Source organism: Rhodanobacter sp. Root561, assembly GCF_001427365.1.
GTDB lineage: Bacteria > Pseudomonadota > Gammaproteobacteria > Xanthomonadales > Rhodanobacteraceae > Rhodanobacter.
Map to the genome: position 1 here is coordinate 167559 of NZ_LMGH01000013.1, position 17221 is coordinate 184779.

Sequence of the window (17221 nt, forward strand, 5' to 3'; positions counted from 1 at the left end):
CCGGACGCCTCCGCCGGGCTGGGCGGGTCGCATCGGCCGGGTTGTTCGCGGCCATCCAACCGGGGGACAGCAATCCATGCACACCGACACCGTCGTCGAACCGCTCGACCGGGCACACGCCTTGCCGGCGCGCTACTACGCGGGGGAGGCGATGCTGGCGATGGAGCAGCGCGCGGTGTTCGCACGCAGTTGGCAACTGGTGGCCCATCGGGAGCAGCTGGCCGAGCCGGGCGATCACGTGGTTGATCAGGTCGGCGGCGTGCCCCTGCTGCTGGTGCGCGGCCAGGATGGCGTGCTGCGGGCCTTTCCCAATGTCTGTCGCCACCGCGCCGGTCCGCTGGCGCTGTGCGACGGCAAGGGCGCGCGGGCGCTGCACTGCAAGTACCACGGCTGGACCTACACGCTGGAAGGCCAGCTGCGCAGCGCGCCGGAGATGCAGGACGCCGCCGACTTCCGGGTGGAGGACATCCGCCTGCCGCCGCTGCGCGTGCACGAATGGCAGGGGCTGGTGTTCGTGGCGCTGGACGCTGCCGTGCCGCCGTTCGAGGAGGTCTATGGCGGCATCGCCGAACGCATCGCGCCGATCGACTTGGCGGCGATGCGCTACCTGCGCCGCGACACCTACGACATCGACTGCAACTGGAAGGTCTACGTCGACAATTACCTCGAGGGCTACCACCTGCCGCACGTGCATCCGGGCCTGTCGAAGGTGCTCGACTACCGCGCCTACGACACCGAGCTGTTCGCCTGGCACTCGCTGCAGTCCTCGCCGCTGCGCAACAGCACCGACATCTACGGCGACGGCGAGGCGTTCTACTACTTCATCTATCCCAACGTGATGCTCAACATCATGCCGGGGAGGTTGCAGACCAACCGCATCCTGCCGCTGGGCCCGGGCCGCTGCCGCATCGTGTTCGACTACTACTACGCGCAGGACGCCGCGGCGCAGGCGCGCATGGAGGCCGACCGCAGCTTCAGCGACGAGGTGCAGAACGAGGACATCGGCATCTGCGAGGCGGTGCAGCGCGGGCTGGCCTCCGGCGCATACATGCCCGGCCGGCTCAACCCGAAGCGCGAAAGCGGCGTATGGCATTTCCAGAACCTGTTGCGCGCGGCCTATGCGGGGCCGGCCGGCAAATCTGCATGAACTCGTCGCCGCATGCGCTGCCACCGAAGCGGACAGGTGCGCGTCGAGATGCGTGACCGCAGCCTGATCGGCTTCTGGACCTGCACCGCGCTGGTGGTCGGCAACGTGATCGGCATGGGCATCTTCCTGCTGCCCTCGTCGCTGGCGCCGTTCGGTTTCAACGCGCTGATCGGCTGGGGCATCACCCTGTTCGGCTGCCTCACCCTGGCGCGGGTGTTCGCGCATCTGTCCGCGGCGCTGCCTGCCGCCGATGGCCCTTACGGCTATGTCCGCGACACGCTGGGCGAGCTGCCGGCCTACATGTCGATGTGGGCGTACTGGGTGTCGCTGTGGCTGACCAACGCGGCGCTGGCCACCGGCGTGGTGGGCTACGTCACCGTGGTGATGCCGGCACTCGGCGTCATTCCACCGGTGTGGTTTGCCCTGGTGCTGGTGTGGCTGTTCACCCTGGTCAACCTGCTCGGCGTGCGTACCGGCGGCATCGTGCAGATCGTCACCACCACGCTGAAGCTGCTGCCGATGCTGGCGATCGCCGTGCTTGGCGGCTGGGTGTTGCTGAACTCGCCGGGCAGCTATGCGGCCCATCCGCCGACCACCCCGGTGACGCTTGCCGGCGTGATGGCGGCCTCCACCATCGCGTTGTTCGCGATGCTGGGCATCGAATCGGCCAGCATTCCGGCCAGCCGCGTGGACAACCCCGGCCGCACCATTCCGCGCGCCACGATGACGGGCGCGGTGGTGGTCGCGCTGATCTACGTCGTGGTGTCGACCGTGCCGCTGCTGTTGCTGCGGCAGGACGTGCTGGCCAGCGCCAGCGCGCCATTCGCGCTGTTGATGGACACGTTCGGCCATGCCGGGTCGGGTCGCTGGCTGGCGCTGTTCGTGGTGATCAGCGGACTCGGCGCCCTGAATGGCTGGACCCTGCTGGCCGGACAACTGACCCGCACCATGGCGGACAACGGCGTGCTGCCACCGTTGCTTGCGCGCAGCAACCGTCATGGCGCGCCGGTTGCCGCCCTGCTGATCACCGCGACGCTGGCCTCGGTGATGGTGTGGATGAGCTACAGCAGTTCGCTGGTGGCGGCGTTCACCTTCATCACCCTGGTGGTGACGGCGGCGAACCTGCCCCTGTACCTGGCCTGCGCGCTGGCGCTGGCGGTGCTGTGGCGGCGCGGCGCGCCGGGCTGCAGCGGGCGCGGCGTGCTGCTGGTGGCGGGCATCGGCACGGCGTATGTGGTGTTCGCCTTCGTCGGCATCGGCGGCGGGCCGTTCGTGTATGCGCTGGGGCTGATCGCCGCGGGCCTGCCGCTGTATGTCTTCATGCGGTGGCGGCGCAAGCCGGTCGCCGCCACCGAGGCCTGAGCACCATGCGCGACCCCCGCTACGACATCCTGTTCGAACCGGTGAAGATCGGCCCGGTCACCGCGAAGAACCGCTTCTTCCAGGTGCCGCACTGCAACGGCATGGGCCACGCGATGCCGCTGGCCCATGCGGCGATGCGCGAGATGAAGGCCGAGGGCGGCTGGGCGGTGGTCTCCACCGAGGAGTGCGAGATCCACCCCAGCGGCGATCTCACGCCGTACGTGGAGGCGCGGCTGTGGGACGATCGCGACATCCCCGCGCTGGCGCTGATGTGCGACAAGGTGCACGCGCACGGCGCGCTGGCCGCCTTGGAACTCACCCATAACGGCCCCACCGCGTCGAACCTGTATTCGCGCGAAGTGCTGATCGCGCCGTCGCACCAGCCGACCAAGTACGGCTACCCGCACCAGGCGCGGGCAATGACGAAGCACGACATCCGCGAATACCGCCGCTGGCATCGCGAAGCAGCCGTCCGCGGCAGGCGCGCGGGCATGGACATCATCTACGTCTACGCCGCGCACGACCTGTCGCTGGCGATGCACTTCCTGCAGCGCCGGCGCAACCAGCGCAGCGATGAGTACGGCGGCTCGCTGGAGAATCGCGTGCGGCTGCTGCGCGAGGTGCTCGAAGACACCAAGGATGCGGTGGGCGACACCTGCGCCGTGGCGCTGCGCTTCGCCACCGAGGAGCTGCTGGGGCCGTGCGGCGTCGAGCTGGCCGAGGCGAAGGAAATCGTCGCCATGCTGGCCGAGCTGCCCGACCTGTGGGACGTGAACGTGGCCGCCTGGTACAACGACTCGGTGCCCTCGCGCTTTGCCGCCGAAGGCGCGCAGGAGCCGTTCATCGACTTCGTGAAGAAGACCACCAGCAAGCCGGTGGTCGGCGTGGGCCGCTTCACCTCGCCCGACACCATGGTCTCGCAACTCAAGCGCGGCGTGCTCGACATGATCGGCTGCGCGCGTCCGTCGATCGCCGATCCGTTCCTGCCGAAGAAGATCGAAGAAGGCCGCAGCGACGACATCCGCGAATGCATCGGCTGCAACATCTGCGTTTCCGGCGACATGACGATCTCGCCGATCCGCTGCACGCAGAACCCGACCATGGGCGAGGAGTGGCGCAAGGGCTGGCACCCGGAGCGCATCGCGCCGAAGCGCTCGGCGGCGCGCGTGCTGGTGGTCGGCGCCGGCCCGGCCGGACTGGAAGCGGCGCGCGCGCTGGGCCAGCGCGGCTACGAGGTGAGCCTGGCCGAGGCGCGCAAGGAACTCGGCGGCCGCGTCACTCGCGAAGCGCGCCTGCCGGGCCTGGCCGAATGGGCGCGCGTGCGCGACTGGCGCGTCGGCCAGATCCGCAAGCTGGCGAATATAGCCGTCTATCTCGATTCCGAACTCACCGCGCAGGACGTGCTGGACTTCGGCGCCGAGCACGTGGTGATCGCCACCGGCTGCCACTGGCGCCGCGACGGCTACGGCCGCAGCCACGGCGCGGCCATCGACGGCTTCGCCGACGGCGCGCGCATCTATACGCCCGACGACCTGATGGATGGCCGTCTGCCCGAGGGCCGCGTGGTGGTGTTCGACGATGACGGTTTCTACCACGCGGGCATCGCAGCCGAAGCCTTGCGCCTGCGCGGTTGCGAAGTGGCGTATCTGACGCCGGAGGACAGCGTCGCGCCGTGGAGCCAGCACACGCTGGACTACCGGCACATCCGCAAGCGGATGGCCAAGCTTGGCATCGAGGCGGTCGTGTCGCACGACATCGTCGGCTATGCCGGCAGCACGCTCGCCATCGAAAACGTGTGGGACCACCAGCGTCGCGAGCTGGCCTGCGACGCTGTCGTCACGGTCACCGCCCGCCTGCCCGACGAAGCGCTGTACCAGGAGCTGTTGCGGCGCGAGCCCGAGTGGTCCGCTGCGGGCCTGCAATCACTGCGCTGCATCGGCGACGCCGAGGCGCCGGGTCTGATCGCCCACGCGGTGTATGCGGGGCATCGCTATGCGCGCGAACTGGAAGAGCCCGCCGCCGTCGGCGTCCCGTTCAAACGCCATTTCCACATCGAGTGACGATCGCCCAGGCTCACGGGCGCAGCGCGGTCGCCGTCGGGAGTAGCCCCGGGATACCTGTCGTTGCAATCGATGCGGTGGCAGATTCGGCGTAGGCTGCGCCCGTGCGCGGGGGTGTACCGACTGGGGGTAAGACGATGGCTCGGACGGCTCTGGTCGATGTGTTGCGGCGGGCTGCGGCGATTGCGGCCGTGTCCCGGAGTACGGGCGAACCGCTGGATGAGGCGATTGCGCGCGAACGCAGCTTGCGGGTGGATCATGCGCGGCGCCGATTCCTGCGGCAATCGGCGGTGGCTTCCGCGGCGCTGATGCTGGGCGCCTGCGCACGCGTGCCGATGCCCCTTCGCGCCACCGGCACGGATGAAGTGGTGGTGGTCGGCGCCGGCGTGGCCGGGTTGACCTGCGCGCACCGGTTGCGCCAGGCCGGCGTGCCGGTGCGTGTGTACGAGGCACAGGAGCGCATCGGCGGGCGCATGCTCAGCCTGCGCGGCCACTTCGCCGACAACCAGGTGTGCGAACTGGGCGGCGAGCTGATCGACACCGGCCACGCGCATATCCGCGCGCTGGCCTGTGAGCTGGGCATCGAACTGGACGACCTGTCGCGCGATCCCACGGCTGCGTTCGGCGACATCTGGTTCTGCAACGGTCGGCGTTACGGCGAGGACGACATCCTGCGCGAATTCGCGCCGCTGGCCGCGGCGATCGCCCGCGACGCGGCGACCTTGCCGGAGGAAGAAATCACCGCGGCCACGCCCGGCGGCGCGCAGCGACTGGATCGCGAAACGATCACGCAATGGCTGGATCGCCAGGGCGCCAGCGGCTGGCTGCGCACCCTGATCGAGGTGGCCTACACGACGGAGATGGGTCTGGACTGCGACGAACAGTCCGCGCTGAATTTCCTCACCTTCATTGATCCGGGTCGGGACCATTTCCGCATTTTCGGCGAAAGCGACGAGCGCTTCCACGCGCGCGGCGGCAACGACCTGATCGTGCAGCGGTTGGGCGCGGGACTGGCCGACGCCATCCACACTGGCAGCGTGCTGGAGTCGCTCGGCCAGGGTGCCGATGGCCGCTACGTGCTGGGCTTCAAGCGCGATGCCGGCGCATTCGAGGTGCGCGCGCAACAGGTGGTGTTGGCCTTGCCCTTCACCACGTTGCGCCGCGTACGCATCGACGCGGCGTTGCCGGCGCTGAAACGCCGTGCGATCGCCGAACTCGGTTATGGCACCAACGCCAAGCTGATGATCGGCTTCAACGAGCGGGTCTGGCACACGCGCCACCAGAGCGGTGGCGCCATCTATACCGACCTGCCGCTGCAGACCACCTGGGAAACCAGCCGCATGCAGCCTGGTACGGCCGGCATCCTGACCAACTTCACCGGCGGACGGCATGGCGTCGAGCTGGGAAGCGGCAGCGCGAAGCAGCAGGCTGCCGCCGCCGTGCAACAACTGGAAGCGGTCTTCCCGGGACTGTCCGGGGCGAGGGACGGGGCGCGCGAGGCGCGCATGCACTGGCCCACGTTCCCGTGGACCCTGGGCAGCTACGCGTGCTTCCTGCCAGGCCAATGGACCGGCATCCGTGGCGCCATCGGCGAGCGCGTGGGCAACCTGCACTTTGCCGGCGAGCATTGCGCGTTCGACAACCAGGGCTTCATGGAAGGTGGCTGCGAGACCGGCGAATGGGCGGCCCAAGCCGTGCTGCGCACCGCCGGGACGGGCTCCTGGCCCGCGTCGGCGAAGTGCGCGCAGACGGCCTGAACGACGTGGCGGTCGGCAGCCATGGGGCGAATCGAGGTTCCCGTTTCAGCGAATCCGTGGCCCGCTGCGGCAGCGGCCGTCGCGCTCAGACGCGGCCGTAGACATCGTCGAAACGCACGATGTCGTCCTCACCCAGATAGCTGCCGGACTGCACCTCGATCAGTTCCAGCACGACCTTGCCGGGGTTGCGCAGGCGGTGCTTGCTGCCCAGCGGGATGTACGTGCTCTGGTTCTCGCCGAGCAGGAACACCTTGTCGTCGCAGGTGACCTCGGCGGTGCCGGAGACCACGATCCAGTGCTCGGCGCGATGATGGTGCTTCTGCAGGCTGAGCGAAGCGCCCGGCTTGACCTGGATCCGCTTGACCTGGAAGCGCTCGCCTTCCTCCAGGGAGTCGTAATTGCCCCAGGGGCGGTGCACCACGCGATGCAGCGAGTGTTCGCTACGGCCGGCGGCCTTCAGTTGCTCGACGATCTTCTTCACGTCCTGCGCGGCGTCGCGGTGGGCCACCAGGGTCGCGTCCGGCGTGGTCACCACGATCAGGTCGTCGACGCCCACGGTGGCCAGCAGGTGGCGGTCGTGCGAGCGCAGCAGCGAACGATGCGTGTCCACCGCCAGGGTGTCGCCTTCGCGCAGGTTGCCGTCGGCGTCCTTGTCGCCGGTCAGCCACAGCGCCGACCACGAACCGATGTCGCTCCATGCGCAACTGACCGGGATCACCGCGGCGCGGCGGGTCTTCTCCATCACGGCGTAGTCGATCGAGTCGTCGGGCACTTGGGCGAACGCGTCGCGGTCGATGCGCACGAAGTCCAGATCGACCGTGGCTTTCGCGTGCGCCATGCGCACCGCTTCCAGCATCGCCGGCGCGTGCGCGGCCAGTTCTTCCAGGTAGCGCGCGGCCTTGAACAGGAACATGCCGGAGTTCCAGTCGTAGCCGCCGTCGGCCAGGTAGGACTGGGCGGTGGCCAGGTCGGGCTTCTCGACGAACTGCTCGACGCGATAGCCGTGGCGGTCGATCGGGTCGGCGCGGCGGATGTAGCCAAAGCCGGTTTCCGGCCGGTCCGGGCGGATGCCGAACGTCACCAGCCAGTCCTGCGCCGCCAGCGGCTGCGCCTGTCTCACGGCCTCGACGAAGGCGTCGGTGTCGCCGATCAGGTGATCGGCCGGCAGCACCAGCAGCATGGCCTCGGGGTCGCGCTGCAAGGCCTGCAACGCACCCAGCGCGATCGCCGGCGCGGTGTTGCGGGCCAGCGGTTCCAGCACGATGCTGGCGTCCCTGATGCCGGCCTCCAGCAACTGGTCGGCGGCGAGGAAGCGGTGATCCTCGCTGGCCACCACGATCGGCGCGACGACGTCGGGCAACTGGCGGGTGCGCGCGATGGTCTGCTGGAATAGCGTGCCCTTGCCGGCGAGCGCGAGGAACTGCTTGGGCAGGTTCTTGCGCGAGACGGGCCAGAGCCGGGTGCCGCTGCCACCGCTGAGGATGAGGGGGATCAACATGGTGGCAGGATCTCGTTCAATGCATGGATGAGGCAAGCTGGCGCACGACATCGCGCAAGCCCCGCGTCCAGACGGGCAGGGCAAGGCCAAAATGCCGCTGGAAACCGCCATTGTCCAGCAGCGACCAGGCCGGACGCACGGCCGGCGTGGGGAATTCGCTGCTGTCGATCACGAGCACGCGGGGCACGCGCGCCAGCAGGCCCTGGGTGGCGGCCTCGGCGAAGATCGCGCCGGCAAAGCCGTGCCAGGTCGTCGCGCCGCTGGCAACCAGGTGATGGGTGCCGGCCAGTGCATCGCGTTGCACACGATCCGACGACAACCAGCGATCGAGTGCGGCGAGCGTTCCGTCCACGATCAAGCCGGTGTCGGTGGGTGCGCCGTGCTGGTCGGCCACCACGCGCAGCTCGTCGCGTTCGGCGCCCAGGCGCAGCATGGTGCGCAGGAAGTTGTGGCCGTGCGCCGCGTAGACCCAGGCGGTGCGGAAGATGAAATGGTCGGCGCCGCTGTCGCGCAGCGCGAGTTCGCCGGCCAGCTTGCTGCGGCCATAGGCGCCGAGCGGACCGGTGGCTGCGTCGACCACGTACGGCTGCGACTGCCGACCGTCGAACACGTAGTCGGTGGAGTAGTGGATCACCAGCGCGCCACGTGCCGCGGCCCAGTGGCCGAGCACGCCCACCGCCTCGCCGTTGACGCGGGTGGCCAGGGCCTCCTCCTGCTCGGCGCGATCGACTGCGGTATAGGCGGCGGCGTTGACGATCAGGTCGGGTTGCAGGCGGTCGAGCAGGGCGGGCAGGGATGCGGGGTTCGACAGGTCGGCGAGCTCGCCGTGCCCGCCGCCGGCCAGCACGCCATCACGACTGGCGGCGACCAGCTCGCCGCGCGCGGCGAGGCCGCCGTGATCGAGCAGGCTGCGGCCGAGTTGGCCGTTGGCCCCGAGCAGCAGGATCTTCATGCCACGTAGACCGGCAGGCGCTCCGCTGGCACGTCCGCGAGCAGGGGCGTCTTGCCGTCCTTGTCGGACAGCAGCGGCGCGCTGATCGGCCAGTCGATGCCGAGCGCGGCGTCGTTCCAGCGGATGCCGGCGTCGGCCCTGGGGTCATACAGCGCGGTGCACTGGTAGCTGAAGGTGGCGAACTCGGACAACACGCAGAAGCCGTGCGCGAAGCCTTCAGGCACCCAGAAATGGCGATGGTTGTCGGCCGTCAGCATCACGCCGATCGACTGACCGAAGGTGGGCGAGCCGCGGCGGATGTCCACCGCCACGTCGTAGACCTCGCCTTCGAGCACGCTGACCAGCTTGCCCTGCGGATTCGGCCACTGGTAATGCAGGCCGCGCAACACGCCGCGCGCCGAGCGCGACACGTTGGACTGCACGAAGCGGTGATCGACGCCGGCCTCCTGGTACTTCGCCTCGTTGTAGCTTTCGTAGAAGAACCCGCGGGCATCGCCGAACACCTGCGGTTCGAGGATCAGCGCGCCGGGCAGGCTGGTCTGGATCACCTTCATCGGGCGTGTCCCTCGCGCACCAGGCCCTGCAGGTACTGGCCGTAGCCGGTCTTGGCCAGCGGCGCGGCCAGGCCCAGCAGCTGCTCGTCGTCGATCCAGCCGTTGAGGTGGGCGATCTCCTCCGGGCAGCAGACCTTCAGGCCTTGCCGGTTCTCGATCGTCTCGATGTAGTTGCCCGCTTCCATCAGCGATTCGTGGGTGCCGGTGTCGAGCCAGGCAAAGCCGCGGCCGAGCTGCTCCAGGTGCAGCGAACCGTCGTCGAGGTAGCAGCGGTTGAGGTCGGTGATCTCCAGCTCGCCGCGCGGCGACGGCTGCAATGCCGCGGCGTAGTCGCAGACGCGGGCGTCGTAGAAATACAGTCCGGTGACGGCGTAGTGGGACTTCGGTGTGGCGGGCTTTTCCTCCAGCCCGACCACTTTTCCGTCGGCGTCGAATTCCGCCACGCCGTAACGCTGCGGGTCCTTCACCCAGTAGCCGAACACGGTGGCGCCGTGTTCGCGCGCCGCGGCACGCTTGAGGCGCTCGGTGAAACCGTGGCCGTAGAAGATGTTGTCGCCCAGCACCAGGCAGCTCGGCTTGCCGTCGACGAAATCGCGGCCGATGGTGAAGGCTTGCGCCAGCCCGTCCGGCGAGGGTTGCACCGCGTAGCGGATGTCCAGGCCCCACTGCGAGCCGTCGCCCAGCAGGCGCTGGAACATCGCCTGCTCGTGCGGTGTGTTGATGATCAGGATCTCGCGGATACCGGCCAGCATCAGCGTGGCCAACGGGTAGTAGATCATCGGCTTGTCGTACACCGGCAGCAGCTGCTTGCTGATCGCGCGGGTGATCGGATGCAGCCGGGTACCGGAACCGCCGGCGAGGATGATGCCTTTCTGCGTCGTGCTCATGAGCCGAGGCGCTCCATGCGATAGCTGCCGTCGAGCACGCGCTGGCTCCACGACTGATGGGCGAGATACCAGTCCACCGTCTGCGCGATGCCGGTCTCGAAGGTGTGGGTCGGCCGCCAGCCCAGTTCGTCCTGCAGCTTGCTCGAATCGATCGCATAGCGGCGATCGTGGCCGGGCCGATCCTTGACGTAGGTGATCAGCGATTCGCGGGGGCGCCCGTCGGCCAGTGGCTGGCGCGCGTCGAGCAGGGCGCAGATGGTCTTCACCACGGTGATGTTCTCGCGCTCGGCATTGCCGCCCACGTTGTAGGTTTCGCCCACGCGACCGGCGTCCAGCACGCGGCGGATCGCGCTGCAATGATCGCCCACGAACAGCCAGTCGCGGATGTTGAGTCCATCGCCGTAGACCGGCAGCGGCTCGCCGGCCAGGGCCTTCTGGATCACCAGCGGGATCAGCTTCTCGGGGAACTGGTACGGCCCGTAATTGTTCGAGCAGTTGGTGGTCAGCACCGGCAGGCCGTAGGTGTGGTGGAACGCCCGCACCAGGTGGTCGGAGGCGGCCTTGGACGCGGAGTACGGCGAGTTCGGCGCATACGGCGTGGTCTCGGTGAACTTGCCCTCGGCGCCCAGCGAGCCGTAGACCTCGTCGGTCGACACGTGCAGGAAGCGGAAGCCGTCGCGGGCGGCGCCGTCGAGGCCGCGCCAGTAGTCGCGGGCGCATTCGAGCAGGCCCAGCGTGCCCACCACATTGGTCTGCACGAACTCGGCCGGACCGTCGATCGAGCGGTCCACGTGCGATTCGGCGGCGAAATTGACGATGGCGTCGGGCCGGTGCTCGGCCAGCAGTTTCGCCACCAGTTCACGATCGCCGATGTCGCCCTGCACGAACAGGTGCCGCTCGTTCCCGTCCAGCGAAGCCAGCGTGTCGGGGTTGCCGGCGTAGGTGAGCTTGTCCAGGTTCACCACGCGCAGACCATCGGCGATGGCCTGCAGGACGAAGTTGGCACCGATGAAACCGGCTCCGCCGGTGACCAGCAATATCTTCATGTATCACTCCAATTTGATCCCAAGTATTCTGTCATACAGGGGTGTGAAGTGGCATGGCCCCATGGTTCCGGCCTGCTGCGGGCGTTCATGTCACGTATGCCGAGCGCCTGAAGCCGAAGTGTGTTGGTCCGGTTTTATGCACGTCGCGTCGCGATGAGATGGTTGTTCCAGGCATACCTGAGGTGGTTGTGTCGGTACGTTCCCTGAAAGCACTTCATCCGATGTTGAGAGGTTTTCTCATGCGGACCTTGTCAAGTCCGCGCTGGGCCGGAATCCGTCACGGAATTCCGTTGCCGATCCGGCAATGGGTCCGTGGCAGGTTGGAAAGGCCGATCAGGCATGACCTGGGCTTCAGGCGAACCAGCGAATGGGGCAGCGACACGCCGACGGTTCCCGACGTGGGGTCCAGTCATGAGCCGCCGAACGTCGCGGCGGCGCATGGAGTCAATCTCCATGGGTACCTTTCCCGCTGGCTGGGTCTTGGGGAATGCGCGCGACTCTATGCGAATGCCATGCTTGCCACGAAGTATCCGGTTTCGTTGTACGACGTGGACATCGATATCCCGCATCCCCGGCATGACCGCACGCTGGCCGCCCATCTGGGCACGGCTTCTCCGTACCGGTGTGATCTGATCTTTGTCAATCCGGATCATTGGGCGGACACCTTGCTGAGCGCCGGCATCTCGACAGCTCGGGGCCGTTATGTGATCGGCTACTGGTTCTGGGAGCTGGAGAACTTTCCCGAAGACTGGCGACTGGCCATCGATCAGGTCGATGAAATCATGGTTTCGTCCGCCTTCGTCGAACAGGCGATGCGGCGGATCTGCAACAAGCCGGTGACGCGCGTGCCGCTGCCGTTGGTGCCGGGGACGAGTGACAGCAGCCTGCAGCGCCACCATTTCGGCTTGCGTGACGACGATTACGTCTTTTTCTGTTCTTTCGATTTCAATTCGACCGTCGCCAGAAAGAATCCGCAAGCGGTCATTGATGCCTTTTGCAAGGCGTTCCCACGCGGGGACGAGAAGGTCTCATTGCTGATCAAGTCCAGCAATGGGAACCGCAACACCGCCCTGCTGATCCAGTTGCTGGGGGCTGCGGCACGCGATGCGCGCATCCAGCTGCGCGACGACCTGCTCGAGCGCCATCACCTTCAGTCATTGCATCGCTGCATCGACGTCTATGTTTCGCTGCATCGTTGCGAGGGCTTCGGACTGGGCATGGCCGAGGCGATGTGCCTGGGCAAGGCCGTGGTGGCGACAGGCTATTCGGGCAACCTGGAGTTCATGACGCCGGCGAACAGCTGTTTGGTGGATTACAGGATGATTCCCGTGCAGCGGGGCCAGTACCCCTACGCGGACGGTCAGCAATGGGCCGATCCCGACCCGCGACATGCTGCGCAACACATGCGCGCGCTCTATCAGGACCGTGCGCTGGGCAACCGTCTGGGGGCACAGGCGAAACGCGACATGGCCAGCAATTTCTCGATCGAGGCCTGCATGTCGGTGCTGACCCGGCGCTTGCGCCAGATCGATGACGAACTGCAGGGCACTGCATGATGATGCCGTTTGCTTCCGCGACTCCGACGGATTTTTTGACATGACGAACAAGACGGAAGGCCTGTCGCCGGCCAGTGCCATTCGCACTGATGCATCGGTACCGGCCGCGGGCATCGACTGGCGGCTGCTGGCGGACCAGCGGCTGACGCGGCTGGTGGAGATCGAACATGACCACAGCGTCATGCGTGATCGATTGGCCTTGCTGCAGGTGGACTATCGCGAAATGCTCGTCGCCAGTGATCAGCGGCTGCGGCGTCTGGCCGAGCAGGATCGGGAGCGCGTGGAACTGGAGCGGCGTCTGGCCGAACTGGCGAGGGAACACGCACGCATGCATGCGTCCTTCGTCGAGAGCCGCTCCTGGCGCCTGACAAAGCCACTGCGACTGTTGTCCACGTGGCGCCGGGAAGGGCGCCATCGCCCCGGGAACCTCGTTCGCGCGATGTTGCGCGTGCCGCTTTTCCGGCGTGCCGCCAGGCGGGTCGTGCGTATGGTTCCCGGTCTGCATGCGCGCCTGCGTTCACGCCTGTATCCGCAGGCCGCCGGTAACGACCACGGAAACGTCCATTGAACGGATACGGAACGCCGCGATGAAGATCGTGCTGGATCTCCAGGGCGCGCAATCGCACAGTCGGCATCGGGGCATCGGGCGCTATACGCTGTCGATGGCGAAGGCTTTCGCGGTCGAGGCGGGCCGGCACGAGGTGTGGCTGGCGCTGAACGGGCGGCAGGATGAAAGTTCGCTCGGCATCATCGAGCAGTTCGACGGGCTGATTCCGCGCGAGCGCATGCTGGTCAACGAACTGCCCTCCGGCATTGCGGCCTGTCAGCCAGGCAATCAGCGGCGCATGCAGATGGCCAGGGTCGCCCACGCGGGCTTTCTCGGCGGATTGCATGCGGATTGCATCTGGCACAGCAGCCTGTTCGAAGGCTGGGGCGATGATTCGACGGCGGCGCTGGGCAGCGGTATCGACGACCATCGGCATGTCGCCACCCTGTACGACCTGATCCCGCTGCTGAATCCCGCGCGGCACCTGCACGACGCCGCCTACCGGCGCTGGTACTACCAGCGGCTGGGCCTGCTCAAGCGTTGCGGTTTGCTGCTGGCGATTTCCGAATCGTCGCGGCGTGAGGCCATCGACGCGTTGCAGTTGCGGGCGGAGGATGTGGCCGTGGTATCCGGTGCCCCCGATCCGGTGTTCCGGCCCATGCCGATCGATGCCGCCTGCCGGGCCCACTGGCAGCAGGACTGGGGCCTGCGTCCGGATTTCGTGCTGTATGCGGGAGGTTACGACGCGCACAAGAATGTGGACACATTGATCGCCGCGTTCGCCGAACTTCCTGCCAGCGTCGTGCAGCGGCATCAACTGGTGCTTGCCGGTCGATGCGATCCGGTGACGGCAGCTCAGCTGCGCCAGGTGGCACACCGGCATCGCCTGGCTGCCGATCGGCTGGTTTTCACCGGGACCCTGGCGGATGAGGAGCTGGCGCGACTGTATTCAGGCTGCACCCTGTTCGTGGCGCCATCGCTGCACGAGGGGCTGGGCCTGCCCCCGCTGGAGGCGATGGCGTGCGGTGCCGCGGTGATCGGCTCGAACGCCGCCAGCCTGCCGGAGGTGATCGGGCGCGAGGATGCATTGTTCGATCCGCGCAGCCGCAGTTCGATTGCGGCCAGGTTGCAGGCCGTGCTGAGCGGGGATGGCCATGTCCAGAGCCTGCGGGCGCACGCCCGCGTGCAGGCGCGTCAGTTCAGCTGGCCGGTCAGTGCGCGCAAGGCACTGGCGGCCATCGAGAGTCATGTGGGGAACAAGGCGAAGTCGCGGGGCGGGCGGTGCGCCCGACCGCGGCTGATCTACGTGTCGCCGTTGCCGCCGGTGCGGTCGGGTATCGCCGATTACAGCGCCCGTCTGCTGCGTGAGCTGGCCTGCCATTACGAGATCGACGTGGTGGTCGATCAGGCCGAGGTGACCGATCCGTGGGTGCTGGCCAGTTTCCCTGTTCGTTCGCTGCAATGGTTTGTGGACCATGCGGCCGAGGATCGAGTGCTGTACCACTTCGGCAATTCGCCGTTTCACGCGCACATGTTCGGCATGCTGCAGCGGCACCCCGGCGTAGTGGTGTTGCACGATTCGTGGCTGGGCGCAGCGAGAAACTGGATAGCGCACGCCGCCGGCGAGCCTTCGGCGTTCCTGCGCCTGCTGTACGACAATCACGGTCATGCCGCCTTGCTGCACGACCTGCGTCATGGCCGCCCTTCGACGCTCGATACTTGGCCAGTCAACCGGGACGTGATCGAGCGGGCGCTTGGCGTGATCGTGCACTCGCACTACGCCGTGAAACAGGCGCGTCTGCACTATGGCGCGGCGGCCGCGGACAAGTTCGTGGTGGTGCCATTTCCGAAACAGCGTACCTACGGCGATCGCCGGCTGGCGCGGCGCCTTCTCGGCATCGGGCCGGATGACTTCGTGGTCTGCAGCTTCGGCATGCTGGCACCGACGAAATTGAACCATCGTCTGCTGGAGGCATGGCTGCAATCCGCGCTGACAAACGACAACCGCTGCCGGCTGATTTTTGTCGGAGAGAACCACGGCGGTGAGTATGGTCAGGCGCTGACTTCGGCCATCAGCGCTGCCGCTGGCGGCGAGCGTATCCACATCACCGGCTTTGTCAGCGCCGACAGCTATGCCGACTATCTGGCCGCCACCGACATCGTGGTGCAGCTGCGTACCGACTCGCGCGGCGAGACTTCGGCCGCGGTTTTCGATGCGCTTGCCCATGGCTTGCCGCTGATCGTCAACGCCCACGGCACAGCGACGGAGTTGCCCGAAGCCGCGGTGCTTCGACTTGCCGACCAGTTCAGTGATGCCGAGCTGGTCTCCGCCCTGCAGGAGCTGAGGGACGAGGCCGAATCACGTGCGCGGCTCGCCGCCGAAGCGGCCCACGTGATCGGGCAGCAGCACCATCCGGCCGAAGTGGCAGGACGCTATCGCGAGGCGATCGAGGCCTTCCACCAGCGCTCGCCGGGGGCCGGACAACAGCGCCTGCTGGAAGGCCTGGCGCGCACGGACGCCGGATTTGCCATGGACGCTCCGGCTCGACGGGAATTGCAACAGGCCCTGGTTGCGAACCAGCCCTTGGTGGATCGACCGCGGCTGTATGTCGACGTTACCGCCACTGCCGGCAACGACCTGCACACGGGTATCGAGCGCGTGGTGCACGGCGTGCTGTCGGCGCTGCTGCAGCATCCGCAGGCGCAGTACCGGATCGAGCCGGTGCGGCTCGTAAATGGCAGTTACCGCTACGCTGGCAGTTACGCCCTGAAGGTGCTCGGGCATCCGTCGTTCGAACTGCCGGAAGAGGTGGTGCAGCCGCGGGCGGGCGACATCCTGCTCGGACTGGACTGGGTGGCCGACGCGCTGCCGGAAAACACGGCCCTGCTCGATGCCTGGCGCGTGCGCGGCGTGTGCATGCTGTTCGTGGTGTACGACCTGCTGCCGGTTCGCCAGCCGGCATGGTTCCCAGACGGCATCGCCCGGATGCACGGGCGCTGGCTGCAGTGCATTGGTCGATACGCCGATGCCCTGCTGTGCATTTCCCGGTTTGTCGCCGACGACGTGCGCCAGTGGTTCGACGAACATCCGCCATTGCGACATGACGCACTGCCTCTGGGCTATTTCTACCCGGGCAACGACCCGGGTGCGGCGCGGCCGAGCATGGGGTTGCCACCGGACGCCGGCCAGGTGCTGGCGCGCTTGCGCGGGTCGCCGGCTTTCCTGATGGTCGGCACGATCGAACCACGCAAGGGGCATGCCCTAGTGCTGGACGCGTTCGAACAGCTGTGGGCCGAAGGCGTCGATGCGGTCCTGGTGGTGGTCGGTCGACAAGGCTGGATGTCCGACGCACTGGCGGCACGGATGCGTTCGCATGCGGAAGCGGGGACCCGAATGATCTGGCTGGAACAGGCCAGCGACGAATATCTCGAACAGATATATGACGGTGCTCGCGCGCTGGTGGCGGCCTCCGAGGCCGAGGGCTTCGGCCTGCCGCTGGTGGAGGCGGCACGCCGCGGCCTGCCGGTCATGGCGCGAGACATCCCGGTATTCCGCGAAGTGTCTTCGGCGTTTGCCAGCTATTTCGATGGCGGGCGCGTGGAAAGTCTGGTCGAGGCATTGCGGCAGGCGGCGGCCACGGACCGCGCCAGGCACGCCCCGAAGGCCGACGCCGTGCTTGGCTGGCAGGACACGACCGCCCGCCTCTGGAACATGCTGTTCGATGGCGCCCATGCGCAATGGTTGCCACCCTGGCGGCCGGACACGCAGCCTGTCGACAGTTGAGGCAACTCACGAGATGGTGATTCGCCGCTTGGACAGACGCCGGCTTGCCCGTAGCATGTCCGTACTCAACC

12 protein-coding genes are annotated in these 17221 nt (G+C 67.4%); 7 read left to right on the forward strand and 5 right to left on the reverse strand.

Annotated features, from left to right (window positions below):
* Positions 1–76 precede the first annotated feature (76 nt).
* The 4 genes from ASD55_RS13050 to ASD55_RS13065 all read left to right on the forward strand — a co-directional run bounded on the left by ASD55_RS13050 (position 77) and on the right by ASD55_RS13065 (position 6326).
* On the forward strand, positions 77–1147 hold the full coding sequence (locus ASD55_RS13050) for an aromatic ring-hydroxylating dioxygenase subunit alpha (protein ID WP_056766728.1): 1071 nt from the start codon (positions 77–79) through the stop codon (positions 1145–1147).
* 12 nt (positions 1148–1159) lie between these two features.
* Positions 1160–2509 carry an amino acid permease gene (locus ASD55_RS13055; protein ID WP_235577811.1) on the forward strand — a complete coding sequence of 450 codons (1350 nt, stop codon included), beginning with the start codon at positions 1160–1162 and terminating at the stop codon, positions 2507–2509.
* A 5-nt stretch (positions 2510–2514) separates the two neighbouring features.
* Entirely contained in the window at positions 2515–4569 is a 2055-nt protein-coding gene (locus ASD55_RS13060; RefSeq protein WP_056766988.1) for an FAD-dependent oxidoreductase, read from the forward strand.
* Positions 4570–4760: 191 nt separating this feature from the next.
* The gene (locus tag ASD55_RS13065; RefSeq protein ID WP_235577812.1) at positions 4761–6326 is read left to right on the forward strand and encodes an NAD(P)/FAD-dependent oxidoreductase; all 1566 of its coding nucleotides are present in this window, start codon (positions 4761–4763) and stop codon (positions 6324–6326) included.
* A gap of 85 nt (positions 6327–6411) precedes the next feature.
* Here ASD55_RS13065 and ASD55_RS13070 read toward each other — a convergent pair whose 3' ends face one another.
* The 5 genes from ASD55_RS13070 to rfbB are packed head-to-tail and all read right to left on the reverse strand — an operon-like array spanning position 6412 to position 11263.
* A complete protein-coding gene (locus ASD55_RS13070) occupies positions 6412–7824 on the reverse strand; it encodes a mannose-1-phosphate guanylyltransferase/mannose-6-phosphate isomerase (RefSeq protein ID WP_056766732.1) in 1413 nt (470 codons plus the stop codon).
* Positions 7825–7840: 16 nt separating this feature from the next.
* Positions 7841–8776: a dTDP-4-dehydrorhamnose reductase gene (rfbD, locus tag ASD55_RS13075; protein WP_056766734.1), complete on the reverse strand. Its 936-nt coding sequence runs from the start codon at positions 8774–8776 to the stop codon at positions 7841–7843.
* Complete coding sequence (rfbC, locus tag ASD55_RS13080; protein WP_056717374.1) at positions 8773–9330, reverse strand: dTDP-4-dehydrorhamnose 3,5-epimerase; 558 nt, start codon at positions 9328–9330, stop codon at positions 8773–8775. The genes rfbD and rfbC overlap by 4 nt, the downstream gene beginning before the upstream one ends.
* Positions 9327–10217 (reverse strand): glucose-1-phosphate thymidylyltransferase RfbA, encoded by an 891-nt coding sequence (rfbA, locus tag ASD55_RS13085; protein ID WP_056717375.1) that lies wholly within the window; start codon positions 10215–10217, stop codon positions 9327–9329. Before rfbA ends, rfbC begins: the two co-directional genes overlap by 4 nt.
* Positions 10214–11263: a dTDP-glucose 4,6-dehydratase gene (rfbB, locus tag ASD55_RS13090; protein ID WP_056766736.1), complete on the reverse strand. Its 1050-nt coding sequence runs from the start codon at positions 11261–11263 to the stop codon at positions 10214–10216. The genes rfbA and rfbB overlap by 4 nt, the downstream gene beginning before the upstream one ends.
* 53 nt (positions 11264–11316) lie before the next feature.
* Between rfbB and ASD55_RS13095 the strand changes: the two genes are divergently transcribed.
* From ASD55_RS13095 to ASD55_RS13105, 3 genes are read left to right on the forward strand one after another with little or no spacing between them, the layout of a single operon-like run.
* Positions 11317–12819 (forward strand): glycosyltransferase, encoded by a 1503-nt coding sequence (locus tag ASD55_RS13095; RefSeq protein ID WP_082542779.1) that lies wholly within the window; start codon positions 11317–11319, stop codon positions 12817–12819.
* A gap of 40 nt (positions 12820–12859) precedes the next feature.
* Positions 12860–13387, forward strand: a complete 528-nt coding sequence (locus tag ASD55_RS18475; RefSeq protein WP_056766740.1) for a hypothetical protein — start codon at positions 12860–12862, stop codon at positions 13385–13387.
* A 19-nt stretch (positions 13388–13406) separates the two neighbouring features.
* Positions 13407–17150: a glycosyltransferase gene (locus tag ASD55_RS13105; protein WP_056766741.1), complete on the forward strand. Its 3744-nt coding sequence runs from the start codon at positions 13407–13409 to the stop codon at positions 17148–17150.
* Positions 17151–17221: the final 71 nt, after the last annotated feature.